The organism is Methylopila capsulata, assembly GCF_016907975.1.
GTDB classification, from domain to species: domain Bacteria; phylum Pseudomonadota; class Alphaproteobacteria; order Rhizobiales; family Methylopilaceae; genus Methylopila; species Methylopila capsulata.
Genome location: NZ_JAFBCY010000002.1, coordinates 616,925 through 640,004, shown reverse-complemented (window position 1 = coordinate 640,004; position 23,080 = coordinate 616,925). Strand labels below are relative to the sequence as shown.

Here is a 23,080-nt window from a genome sequence, read left to right as displayed (position 1 = left end):
GCTCACGACGTGGCCTCGGCGAATGCGTCCTGCGCGGCCTTCACCAGAACGCCGTCGGCGCTCAGCAGGCCGTCGAGGATGGAGAAGTGGTCGGCGCCCTCGATCGGGATCAGCGCGCCCGCCGCGCCGGCCTCCGTCCGCTTCGCGTGCAGCGCCAGCGAGTCATGGATCAGCGCCGGCACTTCCGCCGTGCCGTAGGCGATCGCGAGCGGCTTTTGCGTCACCGGCAGGCGGAGCGGGGAGAGCGTCGCGATCTCGTCGTCGGTGAGCTTCAGCGCGGCGTTGAGGAAGGTGTCGCGGATCGGCGCCAGCTCGTAGACGCCGGAGATCGCAAGGCCGGCCGCTACGGCGGAATGACCGAGCAGCATGGCGACGAGGTGCCCGCCCGCCGACCAGCCGGAGAGCACGATGCGGCCGCCGACCCCGAGGGTCCGGCCGTCGCGGGCGAGCCAGTCGAGCGCGGAGCCGAGCTCGGCCACGATCTCGGTGAGGCTCGCGTCCGGCGCAAGCGTGTGGCTCGGCATCGCGACCGCCCAGCCGGCGTCGAGCGCGCCCTGGGCGTAATGCGCGAAGACCTCGCGCGAGTTCTTCTGCCAGTAGCCGCCGTGGATGAAGACGAGGCAAGGGGCGTCGGGGTCGGCCGCGGGGTAGAGGTCGAAGGCCTGCCGGGGCTTCGGGCCGTAGGCCACGTCGAGCTTCGCCGCATGCGCCGCCCGGAACGCCGGCGCCGCGACGTCGCGCGCCGCGACCCAGGCCGCGCTGGTCGGCACGGCCGCGTTGTTGTTGTAGGCCGCGTCGCGCTGGTCCTGGGACAGCGTGTCCCAGACCTCCTGCGGCGCGGGGGCCGAGGCGGCGATCACGCCGCGATCGCCTGCGGGAGGATCGGGCTGTCGGCGTCGAAGCGCTTGCCGGCGCGGAGGCAGAAGGCCGGCTGCAGCAGGCGCTCGGCGATGACGCGGTAATCCTCGTTGTCGCGCAGCACGAAACGGCCGCGGACGTCGTCCAGCACCGACACGTCGGCGACGCGCCCGACGGCGAGCGAGCCGAGGCTGTCCTCCATCCCGAGCATCTTCGCCGGGTGGGTCGTGACCATCTTCACCACGTAGTCGAGCGGCAGGCCGAGCGTCATCATCGAGCTCATCGCCTGGGTGAGGCTGAAGCGCGCCTGGCCCTTGAACGGATGGTTCTCGTCGTCCGCATGCTCCTCCGGCGTGCCGGCCGGGGCGGGGATCTCGGGCACCTGGGTGTTGTAGCCGTGCATGTCGGCGCCCAGCGTGTGGGGCACGACGCCGGCGGCGAGCGCCATCTTGGCCAGGCGGTAAGAGAAGTGGCTGCCGTGGCCGACGTCGACCGTCAGGCCGCGGTCGATCGCCGCCTGGAGAACGTGGTGCAGTTCGCCTTCCGCGTTCACGAAGCCGCCGGGGTGGCGGGTGAAGGGGTGGGCGAGCACGTCGCCTTCCTTCAGCAGCGGAATGACGCGCTCGAGGATGGTGTCGGCGTCCTCGCCGTTGGCTCCGCTCTCCGGCAGGCCCCACAGCTGGCCGAAGTGCACGTAGAGCGGGATCTCCGCGCGGCGGGCGATCTCGGCCGCCATCTCCATGACCTTGATGCCCCAGCGGGCGAAGCCGCCGATCTCGGCGTGGCCCTTGATGCCGCGCACCAGGTCCCGGTTGGCGACGGCCGAGCGCACGGTCGCGTCGATGTCGACGCCGTCGGGGCTGTAGAGGTTGGGATAGAAGTGGCCTTCGAGGCCGCCGACGAGATAGGCGGACAGGAAGCAGAGCACGTTGGTCTCGGACCGCTCCGCGATGAAGTGGCGGAAGCCCGGCAGCGTCATGCAGGACGGGCCGCCCTGGTCCACCACGGTGGTGACGCCCGAGCGCACGCCCACCATGTCGGGGTCGAGGCCGAAGCGGCCGGTGACGTACTGGTAGATGTGGCCGTGGGTGTCGATCAGGCCCGGGAGCACGAGCTTGCCGGAGACGTCGACGGTCTGGGCCGCGCTCGTCGGCAGGATCGCGTCCGCCACCGCCGCGATGCGGCCGCCGCGGACGCCCACGTCGCGGATGCCGTCGACGCCGGTCGCCGGGCAGATGACCCGGCCGCCCTTCAGCAGCAGATCGTATCCCGTCGGTTCGACCATGGTGTCCTCCTCGAACGCCCGCGCCGGATGATGGCGCGCCTGAAAAAGCGAAGTATGCTTCGTAATCTCATGCACGCGGCATGCCAGATGCAGGGCGTCGGTCAGGCGGAGGCCGTCCCGCGGCGCGGGCAAGTCGAGGATCGAATGGCGAAAAACGACGTGATTTCAGATACGTCCAATGAAAATTGGCCGCTGATGGAGCGTCCGGGCTTCCTGGCGCGGCGGCTGCACCAGATTCACGTGAGCCTGTTCAGCGAACGGTGCGCCGCGTCGCGCCTGACGCCGCTGCAGTACAGCCTGCTGTGCGCGCTGGCGGACTGCGAAACCGCGGACCAGACGACGCTTGCGCGCGCCGTCGCGCTCGACCGCACGACGACCACCGGAGCGTTGAAACGCTTGGAGGCGCGGGGTCTCGTTCAGCGCGTGACCTCGCCCGCGGACCGGCGCGCGCAGGTCTGCCGGATGACGCCGGAAGGGGAGGTGCTGCTGGCCGAGATGGAGGACGCCGCGCGGCGCGCGCACGAGGAGACGGTGGCCGCGCTGGACGCCGACGAGCGTGACGCCTTCGTCGGCTACCTCAAGCGCATCGTCGACGCCCATGGCGGACGTCGCGACGCTGTCGTGCTCTGATTTTGGGCGCGCGTTGACCTAAATCAGGGCGCCGAAGAGGCGGCGCTCGGTGCGCCGCCTCGGGTCCAAGCTGCGTTCAGCGCGGGCCGTGGCCGCCCGGCGCGCCGGCGCGGTTGCCCTTGGCGAAGCGCTTCTGCGGCTTTCCAGCGCCGGCCGGGGCCTCGGCGCGGCGGTGGTCGGAGGGGCCGCGCGGATGGTCGGAAGCGCCGCGGGGGCGGGGCGCGGCGTGCTTCGGCGCGTGCCCGTAGGGCTTCGCCGGGCGCGGCTCGCGCGGGGTCTCGACATCGGGACGGGGTCCCGAAAGCTGGGCGCGCGTGATCGCTACGTCGTTCTTCTCGGCCCCAAGGGCCGAGGCGGCGAAGCTCTCCGCGGCGCCGACGGCGATCTCGACCTTGGTCTCGGCGTCGAAGATGCGGATCGCCCCGATGTCGTCACGGGTCACGCCGCCGCGGCGGCAGATCAGCGGCAGCAGCCACTTCGGATCGGCGTTCTGGCGACGGCCGACGGCGAGCCGGAACCACACGCCTTCGCCGAACGGGCCGCGACGCTCGGAAGCCGGCTCGCGGTCGGAGCGCACGGGATCGTAGGCCGGGCGGCCGTTGTCGCGCACGCGCTCGCGCGGCGGCGCCTGGCGCTCGCCGGGGTCGGTGACGTCCTCGGGGGCGGGCAGGCGGGCGCGGTGCAGGCGGGCGAGCGCCACCGCGATCTCCTCCTGCGACTTGTGCGCCATCAGCATGTGCGCGAGGGCGATGTCCTCGGGGGTCGGCTGTTCGGTGAGCGCCGGGTCGGCGAGCAGGCGCTTCTGGTCGAGGGCGTGGATCTCCTCGGCGGTGGGCGCGGCGCTCCAGGTCGGGACCACGCCGGCGTCGACCATCATGGTCTCGGCCTTGCGGCGGCGCGACGGCGGCACCAGCAGGACGCTGACGCCCTTGCGGCCCGCGCGGCCGGTGCGGCCGGAGCGATGCTGGAACACCTCGGCGTCGTGCGGCAGGTCGGCGTGGATCACGAGCGTGATGCTGGGCAGGTCGATGCCGCGGGCGGCGACGTCGGTCGCGACGCAGACGCGGGCGCGCCCGTCGCGCAGCTCCTGCAGGGCGCGATTGCGCTCGTTCTGACTGAGCTCGCCCGACATCAGCACGGCGGGGAAGCCGCGCTCGGACAGCGTCGCGTGCAGGCGGCGCACCGCCTCGCGGGTGGCGCAGAACACGATCGCGGCGGGCGCATCGGCCTGGCGCAGCAGGTTGACGACGGCGGCGCCGATCTCGCGGGGCAGCACGCGCACGGCGCGGTGCTCGATGTCGGCGTGGCCGCGCTCGGGGCCCGCGGTCTCGACGCGGGCGGCGTCGCGCTGGAAGCGGCGGGCGATCGCCACGATGTCGGAGGGGATCGTCGCGGAGAACAGCAGCGTGCGGCGCTCGGCCGGCGCCGACTCGAGGATCGCCTCGAGGTCCTCGCGGAAGCCGAGGTCGAGCATCTCGTCCGCTTCGTCGAGCACCACGGCCTTCAGGCCGTCGAGCACGAGCGCGCGGCGCTGGATGTGGTCGAGCAGGCGGCCGGGGGTGCCCACGACGATGTGGCAGCCCATCTCGAGACGCTTGCGCTCCGCGCGCGGGTCCATGCCGCCGACGCAGGCGACGACGCGCGCGCCGGTCTTGGCGTAGAGCCAGCGCAGCTCGCGCTCGACCTGCATGGCGAGTTCGCGGGTGGGGGCCACGACCAGAGCGACCGGCGCGCCCGCGGCGTTGATGGCGCCCGCGTCGTCCAGCAGCGTGTCGCCCAGCGCGAGGCCGTAGGCCACCGTCTTGCCCGAGCCCGTCTGCGCCGAAACCAGCAGGTCGCGACCGCGCACCGCATCGGCCAGCACCGCATGCTGCACGGGGGTGAGATCGACGTAGCCGCGCTCGGCGAGAGCCTGCGCGAGCGGGGAGGCGGCGAACGGCATGGTCAAGGGGGGTCGCTTTCGATGGGCGCGCGGCGGAAGGGGCCGCACGTCACGGCCCGCAGCGTCCGTGGACGATGATGGGATTGGCGCCCTCATAGCCTTTTTCTACTTGAAACGCCATGGCCCCCGCCGCAGGTCAGATCCTCGCTGGAGAATGGCGTCGCCACGCGCGGCGACGCGAGGCCTCGGACCCGTCCGAGCACGAAGCTTGCCTCCGCGTCTGCGGCCGCGTCGCACGACCTTTGGGCGTCGGTCCGGAACGCAACGTTCGAAGCTGCAACAGGAGACCCAATGCTCGATCTCATCATCAAGGGCGGGACGGTCGCGACGGCGGCGGACACGTTCCGCGCCGACGTCGGCGTGCGCGACGGAACGATCGTCGCGCTGGGGCTCGATCTCGGCGCGGCGGCGGAGGTGATCGACGCTTCGAACAAGCTCGTGCTGCCGGGCGGCATCGACAGCCACGTCCACATCGCCCAGCCCAGCGGCGAGGGCATCGTGATGGCCGACGACTTCGAAAGCGCGACCCGATCCGCGGCCTTCGGCGGCAACACCGCGGTGATGCCCTTCGTGCTGCAGGAGCGCGGCACGCCGCTGCGCACCACGCTCGCCGCCTACCACGCGAAGGCGGACGGCCAATCCTATGTCGACGTCAGCTTCCACCTGATCGTCTCGGAGCCGAACGCCCAGACGCTCGGCCAGGACCTGCCGGCGCTGATCGAGGACGGCTACACCTCGTTCAAGGTCTTCATGACCTACGAGGGCCTCGCCCTGAACGACCGCGAGATGCTGGAGGTGATGGCGACCGCGCGCGAGACCGGCGCGCTGGTCATGGTCCACGCCGAGAACAACGACGCCATCCGCTTCCTCGCCGACCGGCTGGAGCGGGCGGGCAAGACCGCGCCGTTCTTCCACGGCCCCTCGCGGCCGATCCCGGTGGAGCGCGAGGCGACCCACAGGGCGATCAGCTTGGCTGAGCTCGTCGACGTGCCGGTGCTCATCGTCCACGTCTCGAACCGCGAGGCGATGGAGGAGATTTCGCGGGCCCGCCGGCGGGGGCTCAAGGTCTACGGCGAGACCTGCCCGCAGTATCTCGTGCTCACCGAGAAGGACATGGACGGGCTCAACATGGAGGGCGCCAAGTACGTCTGCAGCCCGCCGCCGCGGGACGCGGCGCACCAGCAGGCCTGTTGGGAGGGGCTGCAGCAGGGCGTGTTCGACGTGTTCTCCTCCGACCACTGCCCCTTCCGCTACGACGACCCCGCCGGCAAGCTGAACCCCAAGGGCCGCACCAGCTTCCGCTGGGTGCCGAACGGCATCCCGGGGGTCGAGACCCGCCTGCCGATCCTGTTCTCGGAGGGCGTGGGCAAGAGGCGCATCACGCTGCAGCAGTTCGTGGCGCTGTCGGCGACGAACCACGCCCGCATGTACGGCCTCACGACAAAGGGCTCGATCGCGATCGGCATGGACGCCGACATCGCGATCTGGGACCCGGAGCGCGAGGTCACGATCCGCCAGAGCGGGCTGCACCACGGCTCGGATTATACGCCCTACGAGGGCATCTCCGTGAAGGGCTGGCCGGTGACGACCATCGTCCGCGGACGGCCTGTGGTGCGCGACGGCGAGCTTGTGGGCGCCAAGGCCCACGGCCGCCACGTGGCCCGCGCGCGCTCGGCCTACGCCACGCCGCGCGGAGGGTGAGGGCGTCAGGTCAGGCGGGTGACCATCCGCACGAGCTAGTCAAGCGCCATCAGGCTGGCGTTGCCGCCGGCTGCGGTGGTGTTGACGCTGAGGCTGCGTTCAGCAAGCAGGAACTCGATGGGGTAGGCCCGGCGGCCGGTGGTCGGGTCGAGCCGGGGCACGTGGACCTGGACGTTCGGACCCGGACGCTGCGAGAGCGAACGGTTCAGCTCGACGAGCTCGTCGGGGCCGCCATCGAACAGGGCGGCGAAGACGGCGGCGAGACTGCCGCGGCCCATGATGCGAGTCTCCAGCGCGGCGGGAAGACTGGACGGAAGCGGCTTCGGGAGGATCGCGCGCGCGCCGGCGGCCAGCGCCACGCCGATCTGCGCCAGCTGAGCGGCGTCGTCCGGTCCCGCGCAGAGCAGGTCGCCACGACCCTTCAGGCTGTAGACGTTCCGCTCGCCGACCGGGCCGGGAAGCTCGATCTCGACGCAGAGCGGGCTCCGCGCGATCGCGTCCTCTACCTCGCCCGCGGCGGCGTTCCAGCCCATGGCGCGCAACCACGTTGTGTAGGCGACGGCGGCCGGGTCCGGCGCGCCCTTCGGCAGCCCCGTTTCCGCGGGGCAGGCCGCAAGGAGGCGCCGCAGGATGAGGGGGCCGCCGGCTTTCGGCCCGGTGCCCGAAAGCCCATGGCCGCCGAAGGGCTGGACGCCCACGACAGCGCCGACGATGTTGCGGTTGACGTAGACATTGCCGGCGGCGCTCAAGCCCGCGGCGTCGGCCGCCCGCTCGTCGATCCGCGTGTGGACGCCGAAGGTGAGCGCGTAGCCGGTCGCGTTCACAGCCTCGATCGTCCGCTCGGCGTCGCTTGGCGCGAAGCGGACGACGTGCAGCACGGGGCCGAACACCTCCTCCGTCAACTCCCCGACGCCTTCGAGCTCGATCAGCGTCGGCGCGACGAAGTCTCCGTGGGCGCAGGCGGCCGGCAACTCACGGCGGTGGACCGGTCGCCCCGCCGCGCGCATCGCCGCCACATGGGCCTCGATCCGCTCCCGCGCGTCCGCCGAGATCACAGGGCCGACGTCGGTCGCGAGCCGGTCGGGCGGACCCACGCGCAGCTCCGCCATCGCGCCCTTCAGCATGGCGAGCGCGCGGTCGGCGATCTCTTCCTGCAGGCACAGCACGCGGAGCGCCGAGCAGCGCTGGCCGGCGCTGTCGAAGGCGGAGGCGATCACGTCGGCGGTCAACTGCTCCAGCAGGGCGGAGGAATCCGCGACGAGCGCGTTCTGGCCGCCGGTCTCGGCGACCAGCGGGACCGGAGATCCGTCCGGGTTGAGCCGCTCGGCCAGCGTCGTGGCGATGGATCTTGCGACCGCGGTCGAGCCGGTGAACAGCACGCCGCGCACCCGCGCGTCGCCGACGAGCGTTGCGCCGACCTCGCCGGGACCGGGCAATAGCTGGACCGCGGCGGCGGGAACGCCCGCCTCACGCAGGATGCGAATGGCCTCGGCGGCCGCCAGCGGCGTCTCCTCGGCCGGCTTCGCCAGAACCACGTTGCCGGCGGCGAGCGCGGCCGCAACCTGCCCCAGGAAGATCGCCAGCGGAAAATTCCATGGGCTGATGCAGGCGACGGGACCGAGCGGGACATGAGTCGCCGGATCGAACGCCTGCGCCCGCCCTGCGTAGTACCGCAGGAAGTCCGCCGCCTCGCGGATCTCCGAGACCGCGTTCGCCGCCGTCTTCCCGGCCTCGCGGATGAGCAGGCCGATCAGCGTGTCGCGCCGGCTTTCGAGCAGATCCGCCGCGCGGACGAGGCGCCGGGCGCGCTCGCCTCCGGGCGTCTGCGCCCAGGCGTCGGCCTCAGCCTCCGCATCCACAAGCGCTCGTTCGATCACGTCAGCGCTCGCCTCAACCACATGGCCGACGATGTCGCGCCGGTCGGCCGGGTTGGTCACGGCAACGCTGGTTCCCTCGGCCTCGCCGTCTGCAAGCAGCGGCTCCGCGCGCCAGCGATGGTCGGCGCCGGCGCTGAGAGAGTGCGAAAGCTCGGCCAGGACGCGTTCGTCCGCGAAATCCAGGCCGGCGCTGTTCGGGCGGTCGGGATAGATGTCTCGCGGCCGGCGAATGGCGGGATGCGGCGCGCCGAGCGGCGAGACGGAGCTGGCCTCCGCGACCGGATCGGCGATCAGAGCCTCGACCGGCGTCTCCGGGTCGGCCACCTGATGCACGAAGGAGGAGTTGGCGCCGTTCTCCAGCAGGCGGCGGACGAGATAGGCGAGCAGCGTCTCGTGGGCGCCGACGGGGGCGTAGATCCGGCAGGGGCGGCCGAGCTTGTCGGGACCCACCACCTCCTCGTAGAGCGGCTCGCCCATGCCGTGCAGGCACTGGAACTCGTAGTCGCCGACGCGGAAGTCCGGCCCGGCCATGGCGTGGATGGCGGCGACCGTCTGGGCGTTGTGGGTGGCGAACTGGGGGAACACGGCGTCCCTCGCCTTGAGCAGCTTGGCGGCGCAGGCGAGGTAGGAGACGTCGGTGTGGACCTTGCGGGTGAAAACGGGAAAATCGTCGAGGCCGTCGACCTGCGCGCGCTTGATCTCGCTGTCCCAGTAGGCGCCCTTCACCAGCCGCACCATCAACCGCCGCCCCGTGCGGCGGGCAAGATCGATGACGAGGTCGAGCACGAACGGCGCGCGCTTCTGGTAGGCCTGGACCACGAAGCCGAGGCCGTCCCAGCCCTGAAGCGCGGGGTCGCGGGCGAGGGCCTCCAGCACGTCGAGCGACAGGTCGAGCCGGTCGGTTTCCTCGGCGTCGATGTTGAGGCCGACGTCGAAGCTGCGGGCCTGGACCGCAAGCCCTTGAACGCGTGGGAGAAGTTCCGAGACCACGCGGTCGCGCTGGCTGCGGGCGTAGCGCGGGTGCAGGGCCGAGAGCTTGATGGACACGCCGGGGCCGTCATAGACGCCGCGTCCATTCGCGGCGGCGCCGATCGCGTCAATGGCGCTGCGGTAGTCGGCGCGGTAGCGGTCGGCGTCCGCCGCCGTCATCGCCGCCTCGCCCAGCATGTCGAAGGAGTAGCGGAACCCGTTCGCCTCCATGCGGCGGCTGTTGGCGAGCGCCCGCTCGATGGTCTCGCCGGTGACGTAGCGCTCGCCTATCATCCGCATCGCGAGGTCGACGCCCTTGCGGATCAGGGGCTCGCCCCCGCGCGCCACGAGCCGCGTCAGCGCGGAGCCCAGACCCTGTTGGGTCGACGGCGCCGCCAGCCGGCCGGTGACGACCAGCCCCCAGGTCGCCGCGTTCACGAACAGCGAGGGGCTGTGGCCGAGGTGGGCGCGCCAGTCGCCCGGCGCGATCTTGTCGCGGATCAGCGCGTCCCGGGTGGCGGCGTCGGGAATGCGCAGCAGCGCCTCGGCGAGGCACATCAGCGCGACGCCTTCGGGGCTCGACAGGTCGTACTCCTGCACGAGACCGGCGACGCCGCCGGCCGTTCCCTTGGCCCGCAGCGCCTCCACCAGCGTGCGCGCGAGGCGGCGCGCGGCGGCCGCCTGCGGCGCAGGCAACGCGGCCGCGGCGAGCAACGCAGGTAAACATCGGGTTTCCGGAAGGCGAACATTCCGGTTAACCGAAGCGCGCAGCGGGGTTAACGGCCACGGCCCTTCAGCGAACGCCGCGAACGGTCGGACGGGGCCCTCCGCGCCAGCCGGCGTCTCGGTCGTGATGGTCCCGGCCATGGCGGCCTCCGGCGGAGGGGATCGTCTCCCCCGCCATGGTAGGCCGCCGCGGCGCCGGGTCCAGCGGCGGGGGGCTCAGACCGCGGCGCGCGGGTCCTTCGCGGCGAGGCGGGCGAGGAGGTAGTCCACCTCGGCCTTCGCCCTGGCGGACAGCGCCGCGCCCGGCTTGCGCTGGGCGGCGGAGGCGATGAAGCCGCGCCGCATCATCACGTACTTCCGCACGGCCAGCCCCACGCCCTGCTGCTGCTCGTAGCGCAGCAGCGGCAGGTGGGCGTCGAACAGGTCGTGGGCCTCGTCGCGGCGGCCCTCCGCCTGCAGACGGACCACGTCGGCCAGCATCTCGGGGAAGGCGTAGCCGGTCATCGCGCCGTCGGCGCCGCGCTCCATCTCGAAGTCGAGGAACAGGCCGCCGTTGCCGGTGAGGATCGAGATCGGCCGCATCGAGCCCTCGGCCTGGAAGCCGCGCAGGGTCGAGATCTTCTCGAGGCCCGGCCAGTCCTCGTGCTTCAGCATCGCGCAGGACGGGTTGTCCTCGACGATGCGGCGGATGACCTTCGGCGTCATCTGCACCGTCAGGGTCAGGGGATAGTCCTGGATGACGAACGGGACGTCGGCGCCGACCGCCTCCACCGCCTGTGCGTAGTAGCCGACGATCTGGTCGTCGGTGCGCAGCGCCGGCGGCGGCGCGATCATCACGCCGGCCGCGCCGCGGTCCATCACGGCGCGGGCGAGCGAGCGCATGGCGGCGAAGCCGGGGGCCGAGACGCCGACGATCACGGGCAGGCCCGGCATGCCGTCGATGAACCGGCCGGTGAGGTCGAGCGCTTCGTCCGGCTCCAGCTTCGGCGCCTCGCCCATGATGCCGAGCACGGTGACGCCGGTCGCGCCGGCCGCGAGATAGGCCGCGATCAGCGTCTCCACCGAGCCGTGGTCGATCGCCCCGTCGGCCGTGAAGGGCGTCGGCGCGATCGGAAAGAGGCCGGCGGCGGAGGACGTGAGGCGCATGGGGGAAAACCTGTCTGCGGATGCGTGCGTTCTGGGGGAGATACCCCGGACGCGTCGGGGCGGGAAGCCGCGGCCGTCGGCGCTCCGGTCGTGCCGCCCGGCCCGACCGGGCCGTTCTAGCGTTACGTCGGCGTCTGGCGCTAAGCGAGGGCCTGAGATCGCGCCGGCCGTCCGGCGCCGCAGGGCTCAAAGCGATGACCGACCCTCACTCCCACGACAACGCCGCCCACGACCACGCGTCCCATCAGGACGATGGCCATGGGCGGTCCGGCTCCCACGCCGGCCACGCCCATGGTCCCGGCGGCCACACGCATGCGCCGGCCTCCTTCGGCCGCGCCTTCGCGCTGGGGATCGGGCTCAACACGGCCTTCGTGGCGGTGGAGGCGTTCTACGGCTACGCCAGCGGCTCGCTCGCGCTGGTCGCGGACGCCGCGCACAACCTGTTCGACGTCGCGGGGCTGATCGTCGCCTGGATCGCGTCCGTGCTGTCGCAGAGGCCGCCGTCCGCGCGCTTCAGCTACGGCCTCCGGGCGAGCTCGATCCTCGCGGCGCTGTTCAACGCGCTGTTCCTGCTGTTCGCGGTCGGCTTCATCGTGTGGGAGGCGGTCGAGCGCTTCGCCGAGCCCCGGCCGGTCGCGGGCCTCACCGTGACCATCGTCGCCGCGATCGGCGTGCTCGTGAACGGCGGCACGGCGCTGCTGTTCCTGTCGGGCCGCAAGGGCGACATCAACATCAAGGGCGCCTACCTCCACATGGTGGCCGACGCCGCGGTCTCCGCGGCCGTCATCGTCGCGGGTCTCGCGGTGCTGGCCACCGGCTGGGAGTGGATCGACCCCATGGTCAGCCTCGGCGTCGCCGTGGTGATCCTGGTCGGGACCTGGGGCCTGCTGCGCGACAGCGTCGTCATGTCGCTCGACGCCGCGCCCCCGAACGTCGACCCGGAGCAGGTGCGCGCCTTCCTCGCCGCCCGGCCGGGCGTCGTGGAGGTGCACGACCTCCACATCTGGGCGATGAGCACCACCGAAACGGCGCTGACGGCGCATCTCGTCATGCCCGGCGGCCACCCCGGCGACGCGCCCATGCGCGCGCTCGCGTCCGAGCTGCGCGAGCGCTTCCAGATCGCCCATCCGACGATCCAGATCGAGCTCGAACAGGGCCGCTGCGCCTTCGCGCCCGATCACGCGGTGTGAGCCTTCGGGGCGTTCAGCCGATCGTCACGCGGCGACCGCCTGCGCCCATGGGGCCGCCGTCAGCCGGCGACCGAGAAAGTCGATCAGGGCCGTCACCCGCGCCGGCCGGAACGCGCCCGGCGGCGTCACCACGTGGAGCGCGATCGGCGGCGGCGACCAGCCGGGCAGCGCGGCCTCCAGCCGGCCCGACGCCAGGTCGTCGTGGACGATGAACTGCGGCTGCACCGCGAGGCCGAGGCCGGCGCGCAGGCTTGCCGTCAGGGCGTCGGCGTTGTTGGCCCTCAGGGGGCCGGTGACGTTCACGGCCTCCTCCGCGCCGGAGGCGTCGAGGAACCGCCAGCGGTCCCAGCCCGGCAGGTAGGCGTAGCCGAGGCAGGCGTGGGCCTCGAGGTCGCGCGGGTGCTCCGGGCGCCCCGCGCGCGCAAAGTAGGCCGGCGCGCCGACGACGAGCCGCCGCACCTCGCACAGCCGGCGCGCCCTCAGCCGGGAATCCGCCAGCGCGGCGATGCGGAGCGCCACGTCGAAGCCCTCGCCGATCAGGTCCACCTGGGCGTCGGCGAGGTGGAGGTCGACGGAGACCTGGGGGTGCGCCTCCAAAAAATCCGGCAGCAGCGGCGCCACATGGGCGATCCCGAACGACATCGGGACCGCGAGCCGCACCCGCCCGCGGGGCGTGGCGGAGCCGGCGACCGCCTCCGCCTCCGCGGCCTCGCCCGCCTTCAGGATGCGCTCGGCGCTGTCGGCGGCGGCGCGTCCCGCCTCGGTCAGCGAGAGCCGGCGGGTGGTGCGGTGGAGCAGGGGCGTTGCGAGCCGCGCCTCAAGCCGCGCCACGGCCTTCGACACCGTGGCCTTGGAGAGGGCCAGCTCCTCGGCGGCGCGGGCGAAGGAGCCGCGGGCCGCGACGCGGGCGAAGATCGCCCAGGCTTCGAAATCCGGGAGGGTCGTCGTCATGATCAATCCTGGAAACAGTCAGTTTCAATCGTTTCTATTTCGATCCTAACAGGAGTGCGTACTTTCGTTCCAACGCAAACCGCCGGACCCGAAAGGCTCACCCGATGACCTCCGCCCTGCACCATGTGACCGCCGTCAGCGGTCCCGCCGCCCGCAACGTCCGGTTCTACACGGACGTCCTCGGCCTTCGCCTCGTCAAGAAGACCGTCAACTTCGACGATCCCGGCACCTATCACCTCTACTACGGCGACGACGCCGGTCGCCCGGGCTCGATCCTCACCTTCTTCCCCTGGGACCATGCGGCCGTCGGCCGGGTGGGCGTGGGCGAGACCTCGCGCACCGCCTTCCGCGTGCCGCGCGCCTCGATCGGCTTCTGGACCCAGCGCTTCGTCGAGGCCTCCGTCTCCCATGAGGCTCCGGTGGTCCGCTTCGGCGAAACCACGCTCGCGTTCAAGGATCACGACGGCCTTTCGCTCGCCCTCGTCGGCGTCGAAGGCGCCGAGAACGAGCCGGGCTGGGACGGGGCGAAGATCCCGGCCGAGCACGCCATCCGCGGCTTCCACGGCGTCACGCTGCTGCTCAGGGACGCCGCCCCCACGGCCGCGATCCTCACCAACGTGTTCGGCCAGACGGAGGTCGGGCGCGAAGGCAGCGTCACCCGCTTCGACGCCGGCGGCGAGGGCTACGGCCGCTTCGTCGACCTGCACGCGGCGGGCGACTTCCTGCCCGGCCGTCCCGGTCGCGGCGGCGTCCACCATGTCGCCTTCCGGGCGGCGGACGACGTCGCGCAGGCCGAGATGGCCCGCAGACTGGTGACCGAGCACGGCCTCGGCGTGACCGAGCAGAAGGACCGCAACTACTTCCGCTCGATCTACTTCCGGGAGCCGGGCGGCGTGCTGTTCGAGATCGCCACCGACGCGCCGGGCTTCGCGGTCGACGAGCCGGCGGAGACGCTCGGCCAGGCGCTGAAGCTGCCGCCCTTCCTCGAGGCGCTGCGGCCGAAGATCGAAGAGCGGCTTCCCGCGCTCGCGTGAGAGGGCGGCCTTTAAGCTCGACGCGCCCCTTGGTCCCCCTCCCCCTTGCGGGGAGGGGTTAGGGGTGGGGGTGGCCCAGAATCAAGCTCCTCCGCCAAGGCGTGCTCCCCCCGCCGGCCATGGGACGGGCGAGGGCTCGATCTAAACCACCGAACGCTGGCCCTCCCTGCAAGGGGAGGACGCAGCCTGAAACGTCAAATTCCCCGAACCGAAGGAGCGACGCCCATGAGCGCGCAGGACCTCTCGTTCGTGCATGTCCACCGGCCCGCGACGCGGCCCGGGCTTCCTCCGTTGCTGCTGCTGCACGGCACCGGCGGCGACGAGACCGATCTCCTAGCCCTCGGGGAGGCGATCGCGCCGGGCGCGGCGCTGCTGTCCCCCCGTGGACAGGTGCTGGAGCGCGGCGCGCCGCGGTTCTTCCGCAGGCTCGCCGAAGGCGTGTTCGACGAGGACGACGTCCGCCGCCGGGCGGGCGACCTCGCCCGCTTCGTCGCCGAGGCGCGGACGGCCTACGGGATCGCCGCTCCGATCGCGCTCGGCTACTCCAACGGCGCCAACATCGCCGCGGCCGTGATGCTGCTGCATCCCGGCACGCTCGCGGGCGCGGCGCTGCTGCGGGCCATGCCGCCGCTGACGACGCCGCCCGCCGCGGAGCTCGACGCGGCGCCCGTGCTGATGCTGTCGGGCGCGCTCGACCCCATCGCCTCGGGCGCGCACGCCGCCCTGCTGGAGCGGCAGCTGCGCGCGGCGGGCGCGGCGGTGACGCTCGAGACCCTGCCGGCGAGCCATGGGCTCACCCGGATGGACCTCGAGGCGGCGACGCGCTGGTACGCGCGGCTCGCCGCCGAGGGGCGGGTCGCAGCGGCGTCGTCATAAGCAGCGGACCGTCCCGCCCGGCTCAGCCGGCCGCGGACGGCCGCGCGACGATTCTGTCGCCCTGGCGCGCGACGAGGCCCATGGCCTCGAAGGCGGCGAGCCAGCCCTCCATCGGCCAGCGCCTCCACTTCGCGTGGAACAGCTCCGCGTTGCGGACGATGTCCGCGAGATGCTCGATCGGCGGGTCGCTCACGGGGTGGTGCTGGTGGAACGCCGGGGCGCCGCCGAGAAACAGCAGCGGCGTCCCCGCCGCCTGCGCCGTGAGGCCGAAGTCGGTGTCCTCGCCGCCGTAGCCGACGAAGGTCTCGTCGAAGCCGCCGAGCGCCTCGAAGGTCGCGCGGCGCACGCCGAAGGCGAGCGACCAGAACAGGCCGGGGTTCAGCTCCGGCCGCAACCCCTCGGCGGGGAAGGGGCGCACGGGATGGGCGCGGCCGGCGGCGCGGAGCGCGCCCTCCGTCCAGGGTCCGCGTGCGTCGTCGGGGCCGAGGTAGAGCGCCTCGGGGCAGATCAGCGCGTCCGTCTCGTCGAGCGCGGTCTCGATCGCGTCGACGAGGCCGGCGGAGGGGATGCAGTCGGCGTCGAGGAACAGCAGCCGGCAGCCGGTCGCCAGCCGCGCCGCGCGGTTGCGGGCCCCTGCGAGCGGCAGGGTCCTGTCGGGCAGGCGCGCCACGCGCACCGGAAACGGCGCCGGCGGCAAGGCCAGGGCGCTGTCGTTCATGTCGACGACGACCAACTCGTGCGGGCGGCGATCGGAGCGCCGAAGCCCTTCCAGCAGGTTGAGCAGATGAGGCGTGCGGTTGCGCGCAAGCGTCAGGACGCTGAGGTCGCTCACGGCGCCCGCCGCCAGAGGTCGAGGCGGTAGCGGTCGGTCCGCTCGCTCCGCGCCGCCTGGAACGGCGCCGAGATCGCGTCGGCGAGCTTCGCCACCGCCTCGTCGCCGGTCTGCGGGTAGTCGGTCTCGCCGATCCAGTGCACCAGCAGCAGGTCGCCGCCGGCCGCGAGCGCCGCGTCGATCCGCCGGCCGGCGAGGAGGATGTCGGCGTCGCTCCAGTAGTAGACGACCTCGGACAGCAGGATCAGGTCGAACGCCCCCGCGGGCGCCTCCGCTGGGAAGGTCGCGCGGCTGAAGCTCACGGTTTCGAGGCCCTCGCAGCGCGCGCGGGCGGCGGCCAGCGCGCTGTCGCTGACGTCGAGCGCGACCAGCTCGCCGGCGTGGTCCGCCACCCGGCGGGTCAGCACGCCGTTGGCGCAGCCGACCTCAAGCGCGCGGTCGTAGCGGCGGCCGGCGAGCGCCGCGATCGTGCGGTCGTACTTCGCCTGTTCGTAGGCGCTGGTCTCGAAGCGCCAGGGGTCGGGATCGGCCTTGAACATGCCCTCGAAATAATCCGGCGGCAGGGAGTGGTCAGGACGCATGGCGGAAGCTCCGGAGGTACAGCACGTCGGCGGGGGCCATGCGGCGCAGACGCTCGGGCACGCGGAAGCCGTCGCCGTGGAGCGGCGTCATCTGGCTGCGGTGGGCGGCGAGCGCGAGGCTGCGCGGCCCGGCCGGCGCGGGCTCGGTGCGGAACGCCCGATAGCTCGCCGGCATCGCCTCCTCCGCCCACACGACGTATTCGAACACGCGGAGCGGCCGGGGCGCGGCGGCGGCCAGCGCATAGGCCAGCGCGCAGGCGGCCTTGTGGTCGCAATGGGGGTCGCGCCCGCTCGTGACGGCGACGGCGTCGACCCGGCCCCTGCGGCAGAGCGCGGCGAGCGTGGCGAGCGCGCGCGCCCGGCGCGGGTCGCCCTCCTCGGGCGGGGCGGCGTCGGGCCAGTCGAGAAAGGTCGGCGGCGGCGCGAAAGGCGTCAGCCGCCGGAGCGCGCGGCGCGCTTCCGCCCGGCGGATGGCGGCGAGATCGCGCGGGCCGCGGTCGCCGTGGGAGGCGGCGCCGTCGGTGAGGAACGCGACGCCCGCAAGCCGGTCGTCGGCCGCCGCCTCGCGGATCAGCGCGCCGGCGCCGATGGTCTCGTCGTCGGCGTGGGGCGCGAGCACCAGCCAGCGGGCCCTGGCCCAGGGGGTTTGGCTGAGCCGGGCGGCGTGCGGCGCGGTCACCACAGCTCGTCGCCCTCGCCCCAGACGTCGTGGTCGAGCCAGGCCTTGGCGGCCTCGTCGCGGGCGTGGTCCGGACCGGCCTGGCGGAGGTAGAGGCTGAGGTCGCGGATGATCTTGTCGATCCGCGTGCCCTCGACCGCGCTGCGCGTGCCGACGAGGCGCGCGGAGAGCTCCATCACGTCGAGCGCCGCGCGCTCGACCACGCCGCGGGTCATCTGCACGAAGGGCTTGGCGTCGGGGTGGTCGGCGGCGGCGCGGTCCGCCGCCTCGCGCACCCAGAGGCCCGCCCCGCGGGTCGCGGCGACGGCCTCGCCGAACTTCGCGCGCTGCAGCGGGTCCGCGCGGGCGGCCTCGCCGAGCGCCGCCCGGGTCTCGGCCAGGAGCGCCTCCACGCCGCCGAGCTGCACGGCGAGGAACCGCCACGCCCCGGCCGTAAAGCGCGGTTCGATGTCGTAGACGCCGGGCTCGCCCAGCAAATCGTCGTCGGCGGGGCGCACCCCGGTGACGTCGTAGGAGCCGCTCGCGGTGGCGCGCATGCCGCGCATGGTCCAGGCGGAGAGGTCGGCGCGTTCGGCGATGTTCGCCGCCACGATGACCAGCCGGCGCGGCCCCTCGTCCGGCCGCGCGGTGACGATGGCGTAGTCGAGGCTGCCGGCGCCGGTCGCGAACCGCTTGGCGCCGTCGAGCCGCCAGCCGAACGGGTCCTTGGCGAGGGCGACGCCGGGGGTCGGTTCGGTCGCCCAGACGCCGAACAGCCGGCCGGCCGCGAGATCCCGCGCGAGGCGCTTGTGCTGACGCTCCGAGCCGTACCAGGCGAACAGCTTCAACGCGTTGACGTGGCCTTCGAAGATGCGGCCTAGGCTGAGGTCCGCGCGCCCCACCATCCGGAGGCAATCGAACAGCGCCCGGTTCTCCTCCTGCGCCGATCGGAAAACCTCGCCGCCGGCGGCCGGCGGAGCGAAGGTCTGGTGCATCCGGCACCGGACCAGCAGCGCGACGCTGTCGGCCGGATAGACGCCCTTCGCGTCGTAGGCCGCGCCCAGTTCGGCGAGCGCCCCGTCGAGCAGGGCGAAGCGCAGCGCGGTGGCGGGGAGGTTGGTCATGAGGTCGCCTGATCCAGGATGAAGGCCGCGGCTTTCGCAAGGCCCGCGGGGTCGTGCAGGCCGGCGATCCGCCGCGTGTCCAGCCGTCCGGCCTCGTCGAGGGTCGCCGGCCAGTCCGCGGCGTTCGGCCAGCGCGGCCGGACGACCGCCGCGCCGAGGGCCTCGAGCGCCGTGGCCTTGGCCGCCTGCTCGTCATAGGCCCGGTCCTCGGGCACGCAGACGAAGGGACGAGCCGCGGCTGCGACCGCCCCAAGGACGCCGTCGCCGGCGCCGCCGACCACGACGCCGGCCGCGGCGATCGCGCGCTCCGGCTCGTCGGTCCAGCCGAGGACGTTGAGGTTGTCGGGGCACGGCGTCGGGGGCTCGCCCGGGCCGATGACGCGCCACTCCCGCTCCGGGGTCGCGCCCGCCGCCGCAGCGAGGTCGGCGCCCGTGACGCGCGAGCCGCCGCGGCCGAAGGCGACCATGACGACGTTGGCCTCCGGCTCGGCCGGCTTCGGGGCGACGGCCAGCCCGCTGACGTAACGCGTCTTGGCGCGCACCCAGTCGGGCGTGCGCGGGTCCTCCAGCCGCTCGTCGAACGGCGCGAGCAGGGCCTGCGCGCCGCGGAAGGCGTCGAGATGGGCGGGGTCGGACCGGTCGCCGGCCAGCCGGACGTAGACGGTTGGCGTGGCGCAAAGGCGGGCGAGCATCGCGACCTCCACGGAGACGTCGACCACGAGCAGCGCGGGGCGCCGTTCCGCGATCCAGCCGGCGATGGCGAGCGCCCGGGCGCGGACGCCGTCGTGGTCGTAGGGCGCGTAGTGCAGCGCCTCCGGGCGCTCGGCGGCGTCGTCGCGGCCATCGAAGCCGTCAGCCTGCGGGCGGTCGTCCGGGATGTCGAGCGTTTCGAACGGGCCGCGCAGGCCCGCGACCCCCGTGCCGATGAGCGTGAAGCGACCGGGCGCCAAGGCGGCGATGGCGGCTGCGCGGCGCCGGTGACCTTCGCCCTGGTGATGGACGTAATAGCCGATGGGGGCCGGGCTCACGCCGCGACCTCCGTCGGCGCCGGCGCGTCCAGCCGGAACGCGCAGGGCATGAGAGGCAACTCGGGCTCGAGGGTCGCGACCAGCGCGTCGCCGCCGGCGCGACGGCGCAGATCGCGGCGCCACAGCGCGCGCTCCCGCCAGAGATCGAAGGAGGGCAGCAGCATGGCGTCGGACGTGGGGTCGCCAAGCCGGGCCATCGCCGCGGCCATGCCGCCGCTCGCGCGGCCCGCGGTCCGCGGCGAGACCCGCACCCAGACGTCCCGCGGGTGCGCCAGCCGGGCTCCGGTCGCCTGCGCCGCCATCACGAAGGCCCAGTCCTCGCCGGTGGGGCGCAACGGCACGCCGCCCGCCGCGCGATAGGCGGCGGCCGTGACCGCGAGGCTCCCGCCGGTGTTGTCGCCGTGCCGCGGCGGCAGGTCCCATGGCCGCGGGTCGAGTTCGTCCTCGATGCGCCGGACCTCCGCCCAATAGGCGGCGAGCGCCGACCAGCGCCGGCGCACGAGAGCCGGCGCAGGCTCGGCCTCGTCGAGCACAAGCGCGCCGCCCACGAGGTCGACGCCGCGTTCGATCGCCGCCACGTTCGCGGAGACCCAGTGCGGCGGCGGACATGCGTCGGCGTCGGTGGTCAGCAGAATCCCGCCGCCGTCGCCGCCAAGCAGGTCGAGCGCGAGGTCCATCGCCCGGCGGCGGGCGGAGCCAGCATGGGCGAGGTCCGGAGGGAAGACGGCCTCGTCCACGTGAAGAACCAGTTTGCCGGCGTAACGCGCGCTCAGCTCGTCCAGAACCTCGCGCGAGGCGTCCGTCGTGTTGTTGAGCGCGACGACCACAGGCAGGGGCGCCGGCCAGTCCTGCGAGGCGAGCGCCGCGATCAGGCGCGGCAGGCGGTCCGCCTCGTCGCGGGCCGGCACGCAGACGACGAGGCGCCGAGGGTCGGGGCGACGCGCGGTCATACCGCGAGGGCCAGATCGGACCGGGCGATCGGCGTCCTGGCCTCCGCGCGGCCAGGGGCGGCGGCGAGCCGGCGGTACAGGCGTTCGTAGATGTCGATCATCACGTCGACGTCGCAGTGACGTTCCGCGCGGTCGCGGCAGGCGCGCCGGTCAAGCCGCTGGGCCGCGATCGCAGCCGCTGCGAGGCTTTCGGCGTCGTCGGGACGCGCCAGCACGCCGCAGTTCTGGTCGACGATCTCGGCGATGGCGCCGCGCGCGAAGGCCGCGACCGGCGTCCCGCAGGCGAGCGACTCGGCGGCGACGAGACCGTAGGGCTCCTCCCAGCAGGGCGTGAACAGCAGGGCGCGCGCGCCGCCAATCACCTCCGCGAGGCGGCCGTGCTCCAGATGCCCGAGGTGGACGGCGTTGGGTCCGAGCCGGGGCGCGATCTCGGCGGCGAAATACTCGGGATTGGAGATCGGCCCGGCGATCCGCAACTGCGCCCCCGCGATGCGGGCCGCGTCCATGGCGAAATGAAGCCCCTTCTCGGGGACGATCCGGCCGGACCAGACCAGATAGGGTTCCGGGTCGGGCTCGGCCTGGAAGGCGAACCGGTCGAGGTCGATGCCGTTCAGCACGACGCCTTCGATCGGCGCGATCGGCTTCCAGAGCTGGCGCAGCGCCTCCGACACCGCGACGAAGGTCGCACGCGGCGACCGGCAGAGCCGCACGCCGCTTTCGAGCCAGCAGAACGGCGGCGTGTGCAGCGTCGTCACCATCGGCGTCGCGACGGTGTCGGCCATCGCGACCGGCAGATAATGCAGAGCGTTGTTGTGAATGACGTCGAAGTCGCGCGAGGCGAGGTCCGTCATCAGCCTGAGATAGGCGTGGTGCTCGCGAAAGAACGCGACGTCGGTCGCTTCCGCGACGCCGACCTCCTCGAGCGCGGTCTCGTCGCAGATCGCCTCGAGCCCGAGCGTCTTGTCCGATCGCGTCGAGGCGAACACCGTCACGTCGTGATCGCGCTTGCGAAGCCCTCTCGCCAGGAGATGGGTGTGCGTCTCCAGTCCGCCCGCGAAGGGCTCGCGGATCGGATGCTTCAAGTGGGCGATGATGGCGATGCGCAAACCGGGGTCCTGGCTCTTGAGGAAAGACGAAAGGGCGCCCCGGAACGGGCGCCCTCCGATGAGCCGAGATGTCAGAGCTTCGCGTGCAGCTTCGACGCGATCTCGAAGATCTCGGACGGGTCGTAGTCCGTCGTGAAGGCGGAGGACGCCCCCTTCAGTTCGTCGATCTTGCCGCCGTCGGGATGGCCCGAAACGACCTCCAGATCGCCGGGCGGGTCGCCCGGCAGAGCCTTCTCGCCGCCGCCCCAGACCGCTTCCATCTCGCGGTAGGTCTCCTCGCCCCAGGTGTAGAGGCGCCGGTGACTGCCCTCGTCGAGGTACTTCTGCGACTCCGGAATTTTGGACAGGTCGATGTTCGGCGTCGGCAGCATCTTCTCCATCTCGACGCCCGTGAGCTTCTTCAGGGCGAGCGCGTAGGCGTGCGCATGGACGGAGCCGCGCACCAGCAGGTAGCCGCAGACTTCCCGGCCGGTCGGATCTGACAGGGTCTCGTAGACGCGGAGCTTGTGCATCCGCGCGCCGCACTCGAGGAAGAAGTTGTGCAGCAGATCCAGCACGAGATTTCCGGTCGAGAACACGAACGTGCCGTTCCACGGCAGTCCGTTGGAATCGACCGGCATGGCGCCGCCGCCCGCGTGCAGGAAGGAGGCCGCCGAGCGGATGTCCTTCATGTCCTCGAACGGGGCCTGCGAGATGTCCCCCTTATGCTCCTTCTCGGGCGAGGGGCCGTTCGCGAGCATCGTGATTCCGTTCGCGACCAGCTCGACGTGGCCAAGCTCTTCGGCCGTAATGCTGGCCACGAGGCTGTAGAACGGCATCACTTTCGATTTGTTACGAAAATTGAAGCTCTGGTACATATAGTTATTCAGGGTCGACATTTCACCAAACTTACCGCCGAGCAGCTCTTGAAGCGCCGCCGCAGCGTTCGGATCAGCCCTTTTCGGCTTCGGAAGTTCAGCCTGAAGCTTGTCGATTCGCATGAACATGTTGGAACTTTCAAATATGAACGGGCTCCTCGCCGCCGGATCGGCGGCGAGGGAAAATAAATTTGAGAGCGGCGATCAGGCGGCCTTCGCGGACGCCTTCGTCGAGGCCTTAGGGCCGGTCGGCTTGCCCGCGGTCTCGCCGGAGACGTCGAGGCCGAGCGCGATCTTGGACAGCAGCTCGTCCGCCTTCTTCTCTTCCGCGAGCGTCTTCTCGAGCAGCGGCACGGCTTCGTCGTAGCCGAGCTTGCCGGCCCAGGTCTTCAGCAGGCCGTAGCGGGCGATCTCGTAATGCTCGACCGCCTGCGCGCAGCCGATGAGAACGTCGTCCGAGGCTTCGGTGCCGCCGAAGTCCTCGAGATCCTCCTCCATCTCGGAGGTGATCCCGGACATCGCTTCGCAGGTCTTGGCGCGTGCCGGCTTTCCGATGATCTCGAACACCTGGGTCAGGCGTTCGACCTGCTCCTGGCTTTCCTCGAGATGGTTTTCGAAGGCGGTCTTCAGCTCCGAAGACTGCGCGGCCTTGGCGGATGTCTTGAGCGCGCGGACGGACTGCTTCTCGGCGTAGTACACGTCCTTGAGCGTCTCGTGAAAGGCGTCCGCGAGGGTCTTTTCCTTGGCCAAATGAGGCTC

At 72.4% G+C, this 23,080-nt stretch carries 20 protein-coding genes; 5 read left to right on the top strand and 15 right to left on the bottom strand.

Annotated elements, in window-relative coordinates:
• Positions 1–2: 2 nt before the first annotated feature.
• Both JOD31_RS08750 and JOD31_RS08745 read right to left on the bottom strand, forming a co-directional pair.
• The gene (locus JOD31_RS08750) at positions 3–860 is read right to left on the bottom strand and encodes an alpha/beta hydrolase (protein ID WP_204949953.1); all 858 of its coding nucleotides are present in this window, start codon (positions 858–860) and stop codon (positions 3–5) included.
• On the bottom strand, positions 857–2,143 hold the full coding sequence (locus tag JOD31_RS08745) for an amidohydrolase/deacetylase family metallohydrolase (protein ID WP_204949952.1): 1,287 nt from the start codon (positions 2,141–2,143) through the stop codon (positions 857–859). The genes JOD31_RS08750 and JOD31_RS08745 overlap by 4 nt, the downstream gene beginning before the upstream one ends.
• A gap of 144 nt (positions 2,144–2,287) precedes the next feature.
• On the opposite strand from JOD31_RS08745, the gene JOD31_RS08740 reads away from it, so the two are divergent.
• Positions 2,288–2,773 carry a MarR family winged helix-turn-helix transcriptional regulator gene (locus tag JOD31_RS08740; RefSeq protein WP_246482451.1) on the top strand — a complete coding sequence of 162 codons (486 nt, stop codon included), beginning with the start codon at positions 2,288–2,290 and terminating at the stop codon, positions 2,771–2,773.
• 76 nt (positions 2,774–2,849) lie between these two features.
• On the opposite strand, the gene JOD31_RS08735 is transcribed toward JOD31_RS08740, so the two are convergent.
• Positions 2,850–4,715, bottom strand: coding sequence for a DEAD/DEAH box helicase (locus JOD31_RS08735; protein ID WP_204950421.1), 1,866 nt, complete (start codon positions 4,713–4,715; stop codon positions 2,850–2,852).
• Between the two features lie 291 nt (positions 4,716–5,006).
• Here JOD31_RS08735 and hydA point away from each other — a divergent pair, with 291 nt between their 5' ends.
• A complete protein-coding gene (gene hydA / locus JOD31_RS08730; protein ID WP_204949951.1) occupies positions 5,007–6,416 on the top strand; it encodes a dihydropyrimidinase in 1,410 nt (469 codons plus the stop codon).
• A 35-nt stretch (positions 6,417–6,451) separates the two neighbouring features.
• Here the strand turns inward: hydA and putA are convergent, their stop codons facing one another.
• The gene (gene putA / locus JOD31_RS08725) at positions 6,452–10,129 is read right to left on the bottom strand and encodes a trifunctional transcriptional regulator/proline dehydrogenase/L-glutamate gamma-semialdehyde dehydrogenase (RefSeq protein ID WP_204949950.1); all 3,678 of its coding nucleotides are present in this window, start codon (positions 10,127–10,129) and stop codon (positions 6,452–6,454) included.
• A gap of 75 nt (positions 10,130–10,204) precedes the next feature.
• Positions 10,205–11,134 carry a dihydrodipicolinate synthase family protein gene (locus JOD31_RS08720; protein WP_204949949.1) on the bottom strand — a complete coding sequence of 310 codons (930 nt, stop codon included), beginning with the start codon at positions 11,132–11,134 and terminating at the stop codon, positions 10,205–10,207.
• Positions 11,135–11,328: 194 nt separating this feature from the next.
• Between JOD31_RS08720 and JOD31_RS08715 the strand changes: the two genes are divergently transcribed.
• A complete protein-coding gene (locus JOD31_RS08715; protein WP_204949948.1) occupies positions 11,329–12,324 on the top strand; it encodes a cation diffusion facilitator family transporter in 996 nt (331 codons plus the stop codon).
• 24 nt (positions 12,325–12,348) lie between these two features.
• On the opposite strand, the gene JOD31_RS08710 is transcribed toward JOD31_RS08715, so the two are convergent.
• Complete coding sequence (locus JOD31_RS08710) at positions 12,349–13,275, bottom strand: LysR family transcriptional regulator (protein WP_204949947.1); 927 nt, start codon at positions 13,273–13,275, stop codon at positions 12,349–12,351.
• 104 nt (positions 13,276–13,379) lie between these two features.
• Here JOD31_RS08710 and JOD31_RS08705 point away from each other — a divergent pair, with 104 nt between their 5' ends.
• Complete coding sequence (locus JOD31_RS08705; RefSeq protein ID WP_204949946.1) at positions 13,380–14,309, top strand: ring-cleaving dioxygenase; 930 nt, start codon at positions 13,380–13,382, stop codon at positions 14,307–14,309.
• Between the two features lie 225 nt (positions 14,310–14,534).
• Positions 14,535–15,185, top strand: coding sequence for an alpha/beta hydrolase (locus JOD31_RS08700; protein WP_204949945.1), 651 nt, complete (start codon positions 14,535–14,537; stop codon positions 15,183–15,185).
• A 22-nt stretch (positions 15,186–15,207) separates the two neighbouring features.
• On the opposite strand, the gene JOD31_RS08695 is transcribed toward JOD31_RS08700, so the two are convergent.
• The 9 genes from JOD31_RS08695 to JOD31_RS08655 all read right to left on the bottom strand — a co-directional run bounded on the left by JOD31_RS08695 (position 15,208) and on the right by JOD31_RS08655 (position 23,071).
• Positions 15,208–16,017 (bottom strand): glycosyltransferase family 2 protein, encoded by an 810-nt coding sequence (locus JOD31_RS08695; protein ID WP_204949944.1) that lies wholly within the window; start codon positions 16,015–16,017, stop codon positions 15,208–15,210.
• Entirely contained in the window at positions 16,014–16,598 is a 585-nt protein-coding gene (locus JOD31_RS08690; protein ID WP_204949943.1) for a class I SAM-dependent DNA methyltransferase, read from the bottom strand. Before JOD31_RS08690 ends, JOD31_RS08695 begins: the two co-directional genes overlap by 4 nt.
• Positions 16,588–17,277: a PIG-L deacetylase family protein gene (locus tag JOD31_RS08685; protein WP_271206114.1), complete on the bottom strand. Its 690-nt coding sequence runs from the start codon at positions 17,275–17,277 to the stop codon at positions 16,588–16,590. Before JOD31_RS08685 ends, JOD31_RS08690 begins: the two co-directional genes overlap by 11 nt.
• Positions 17,274–18,380, bottom strand: coding sequence for an acyl-CoA dehydrogenase family protein (locus JOD31_RS08680; RefSeq protein ID WP_204949941.1), 1,107 nt, complete (start codon positions 18,378–18,380; stop codon positions 17,274–17,276). Before JOD31_RS08680 ends, JOD31_RS08685 begins: the two co-directional genes overlap by 4 nt.
• Entirely contained in the window at positions 18,377–19,408 is a 1,032-nt protein-coding gene (locus tag JOD31_RS08675; RefSeq protein ID WP_204949940.1) for a glycosyltransferase, read from the bottom strand. Before JOD31_RS08675 ends, JOD31_RS08680 begins: the two co-directional genes overlap by 4 nt.
• The gene (locus tag JOD31_RS08670) at positions 19,405–20,358 is read right to left on the bottom strand and encodes a glycosyltransferase family 2 protein (RefSeq protein WP_204949939.1); all 954 of its coding nucleotides are present in this window, start codon (positions 20,356–20,358) and stop codon (positions 19,405–19,407) included. The genes JOD31_RS08675 and JOD31_RS08670 overlap by 4 nt, the downstream gene beginning before the upstream one ends.
• Positions 20,355–21,464: a glycosyltransferase family 4 protein gene (locus JOD31_RS08665; protein WP_204949938.1), complete on the bottom strand. Its 1,110-nt coding sequence runs from the start codon at positions 21,462–21,464 to the stop codon at positions 20,355–20,357. The genes JOD31_RS08670 and JOD31_RS08665 overlap by 4 nt, the downstream gene beginning before the upstream one ends.
• Positions 21,465–21,535: 71 nt before the next feature.
• Positions 21,536–22,450: a manganese catalase family protein gene (locus tag JOD31_RS08660; protein WP_103121311.1), complete on the bottom strand. Its 915-nt coding sequence runs from the start codon at positions 22,448–22,450 to the stop codon at positions 21,536–21,538.
• A gap of 75 nt (positions 22,451–22,525) precedes the next feature.
• On the bottom strand, positions 22,526–23,071 hold the full coding sequence (locus JOD31_RS08655; RefSeq protein ID WP_204949937.1) for a YciE/YciF ferroxidase family protein: 546 nt from the start codon (positions 23,069–23,071) through the stop codon (positions 22,526–22,528).
• Positions 23,072–23,080 lie beyond the last annotated feature (9 nt).

Excerpts from the sequence above, each read along its gene's own strand:
- JOD31_RS08745 (WP_204949952.1), bottom strand. The coding sequence starts at position 2,143 with ATGGTCGAACCGACGGGATACGATCTGCTGCTGAAGGGCGGCCGGGTC.
- JOD31_RS08740 (WP_246482451.1), top strand. The coding sequence starts at position 2,288 with ATGGCGAAAAACGACGTGATTTCAGATACGTCCAATGAAAATTGGCCG.
- JOD31_RS08735 (WP_204950421.1), bottom strand. The coding sequence starts at position 4,715 with ATGCCGTTCGCCGCCTCCCCGCTCGCGCAGGCTCTCGCCGAGCGCGGC.
- hydA (WP_204949951.1), top strand. The coding sequence starts at position 5,007 with ATGCTCGATCTCATCATCAAGGGCGGGACGGTCGCGACGGCGGCGGAC.
- putA (WP_204949950.1), bottom strand. The coding sequence starts at position 10,129 with ATGGCCGGGACCATCACGACCGAGACGCCGGCTGGCGCGGAGGGCCCC.
- JOD31_RS08720 (WP_204949949.1), bottom strand. The coding sequence starts at position 11,134 with ATGCGCCTCACGTCCTCCGCCGCCGGCCTCTTTCCGATCGCGCCGACG.
- JOD31_RS08715 (WP_204949948.1), top strand. The coding sequence starts at position 11,329 with ATGACCGACCCTCACTCCCACGACAACGCCGCCCACGACCACGCGTCC.
- JOD31_RS08710 (WP_204949947.1), bottom strand. The coding sequence starts at position 13,275 with ATGACGACGACCCTCCCGGATTTCGAAGCCTGGGCGATCTTCGCCCGC.
- JOD31_RS08705 (WP_204949946.1), top strand. The coding sequence starts at position 13,380 with ATGACCTCCGCCCTGCACCATGTGACCGCCGTCAGCGGTCCCGCCGCC.
- JOD31_RS08700 (WP_204949945.1), top strand. The coding sequence starts at position 14,535 with ATGAGCGCGCAGGACCTCTCGTTCGTGCATGTCCACCGGCCCGCGACG.
- JOD31_RS08690 (WP_204949943.1), bottom strand. The coding sequence starts at position 16,598 with ATGCGTCCTGACCACTCCCTGCCGCCGGATTATTTCGAGGGCATGTTC.
- JOD31_RS08680 (WP_204949941.1), bottom strand. The coding sequence starts at position 18,380 with ATGACCAACCTCCCCGCCACCGCGCTGCGCTTCGCCCTGCTCGACGGG.
- JOD31_RS08670 (WP_204949939.1), bottom strand. The coding sequence starts at position 20,358 with ATGACCGCGCGTCGCCCCGACCCTCGGCGCCTCGTCGTCTGCGTGCCG.
- JOD31_RS08660 (WP_103121311.1), bottom strand. The coding sequence starts at position 22,450 with ATGTTCATGCGAATCGACAAGCTTCAGGCTGAACTTCCGAAGCCGAAA.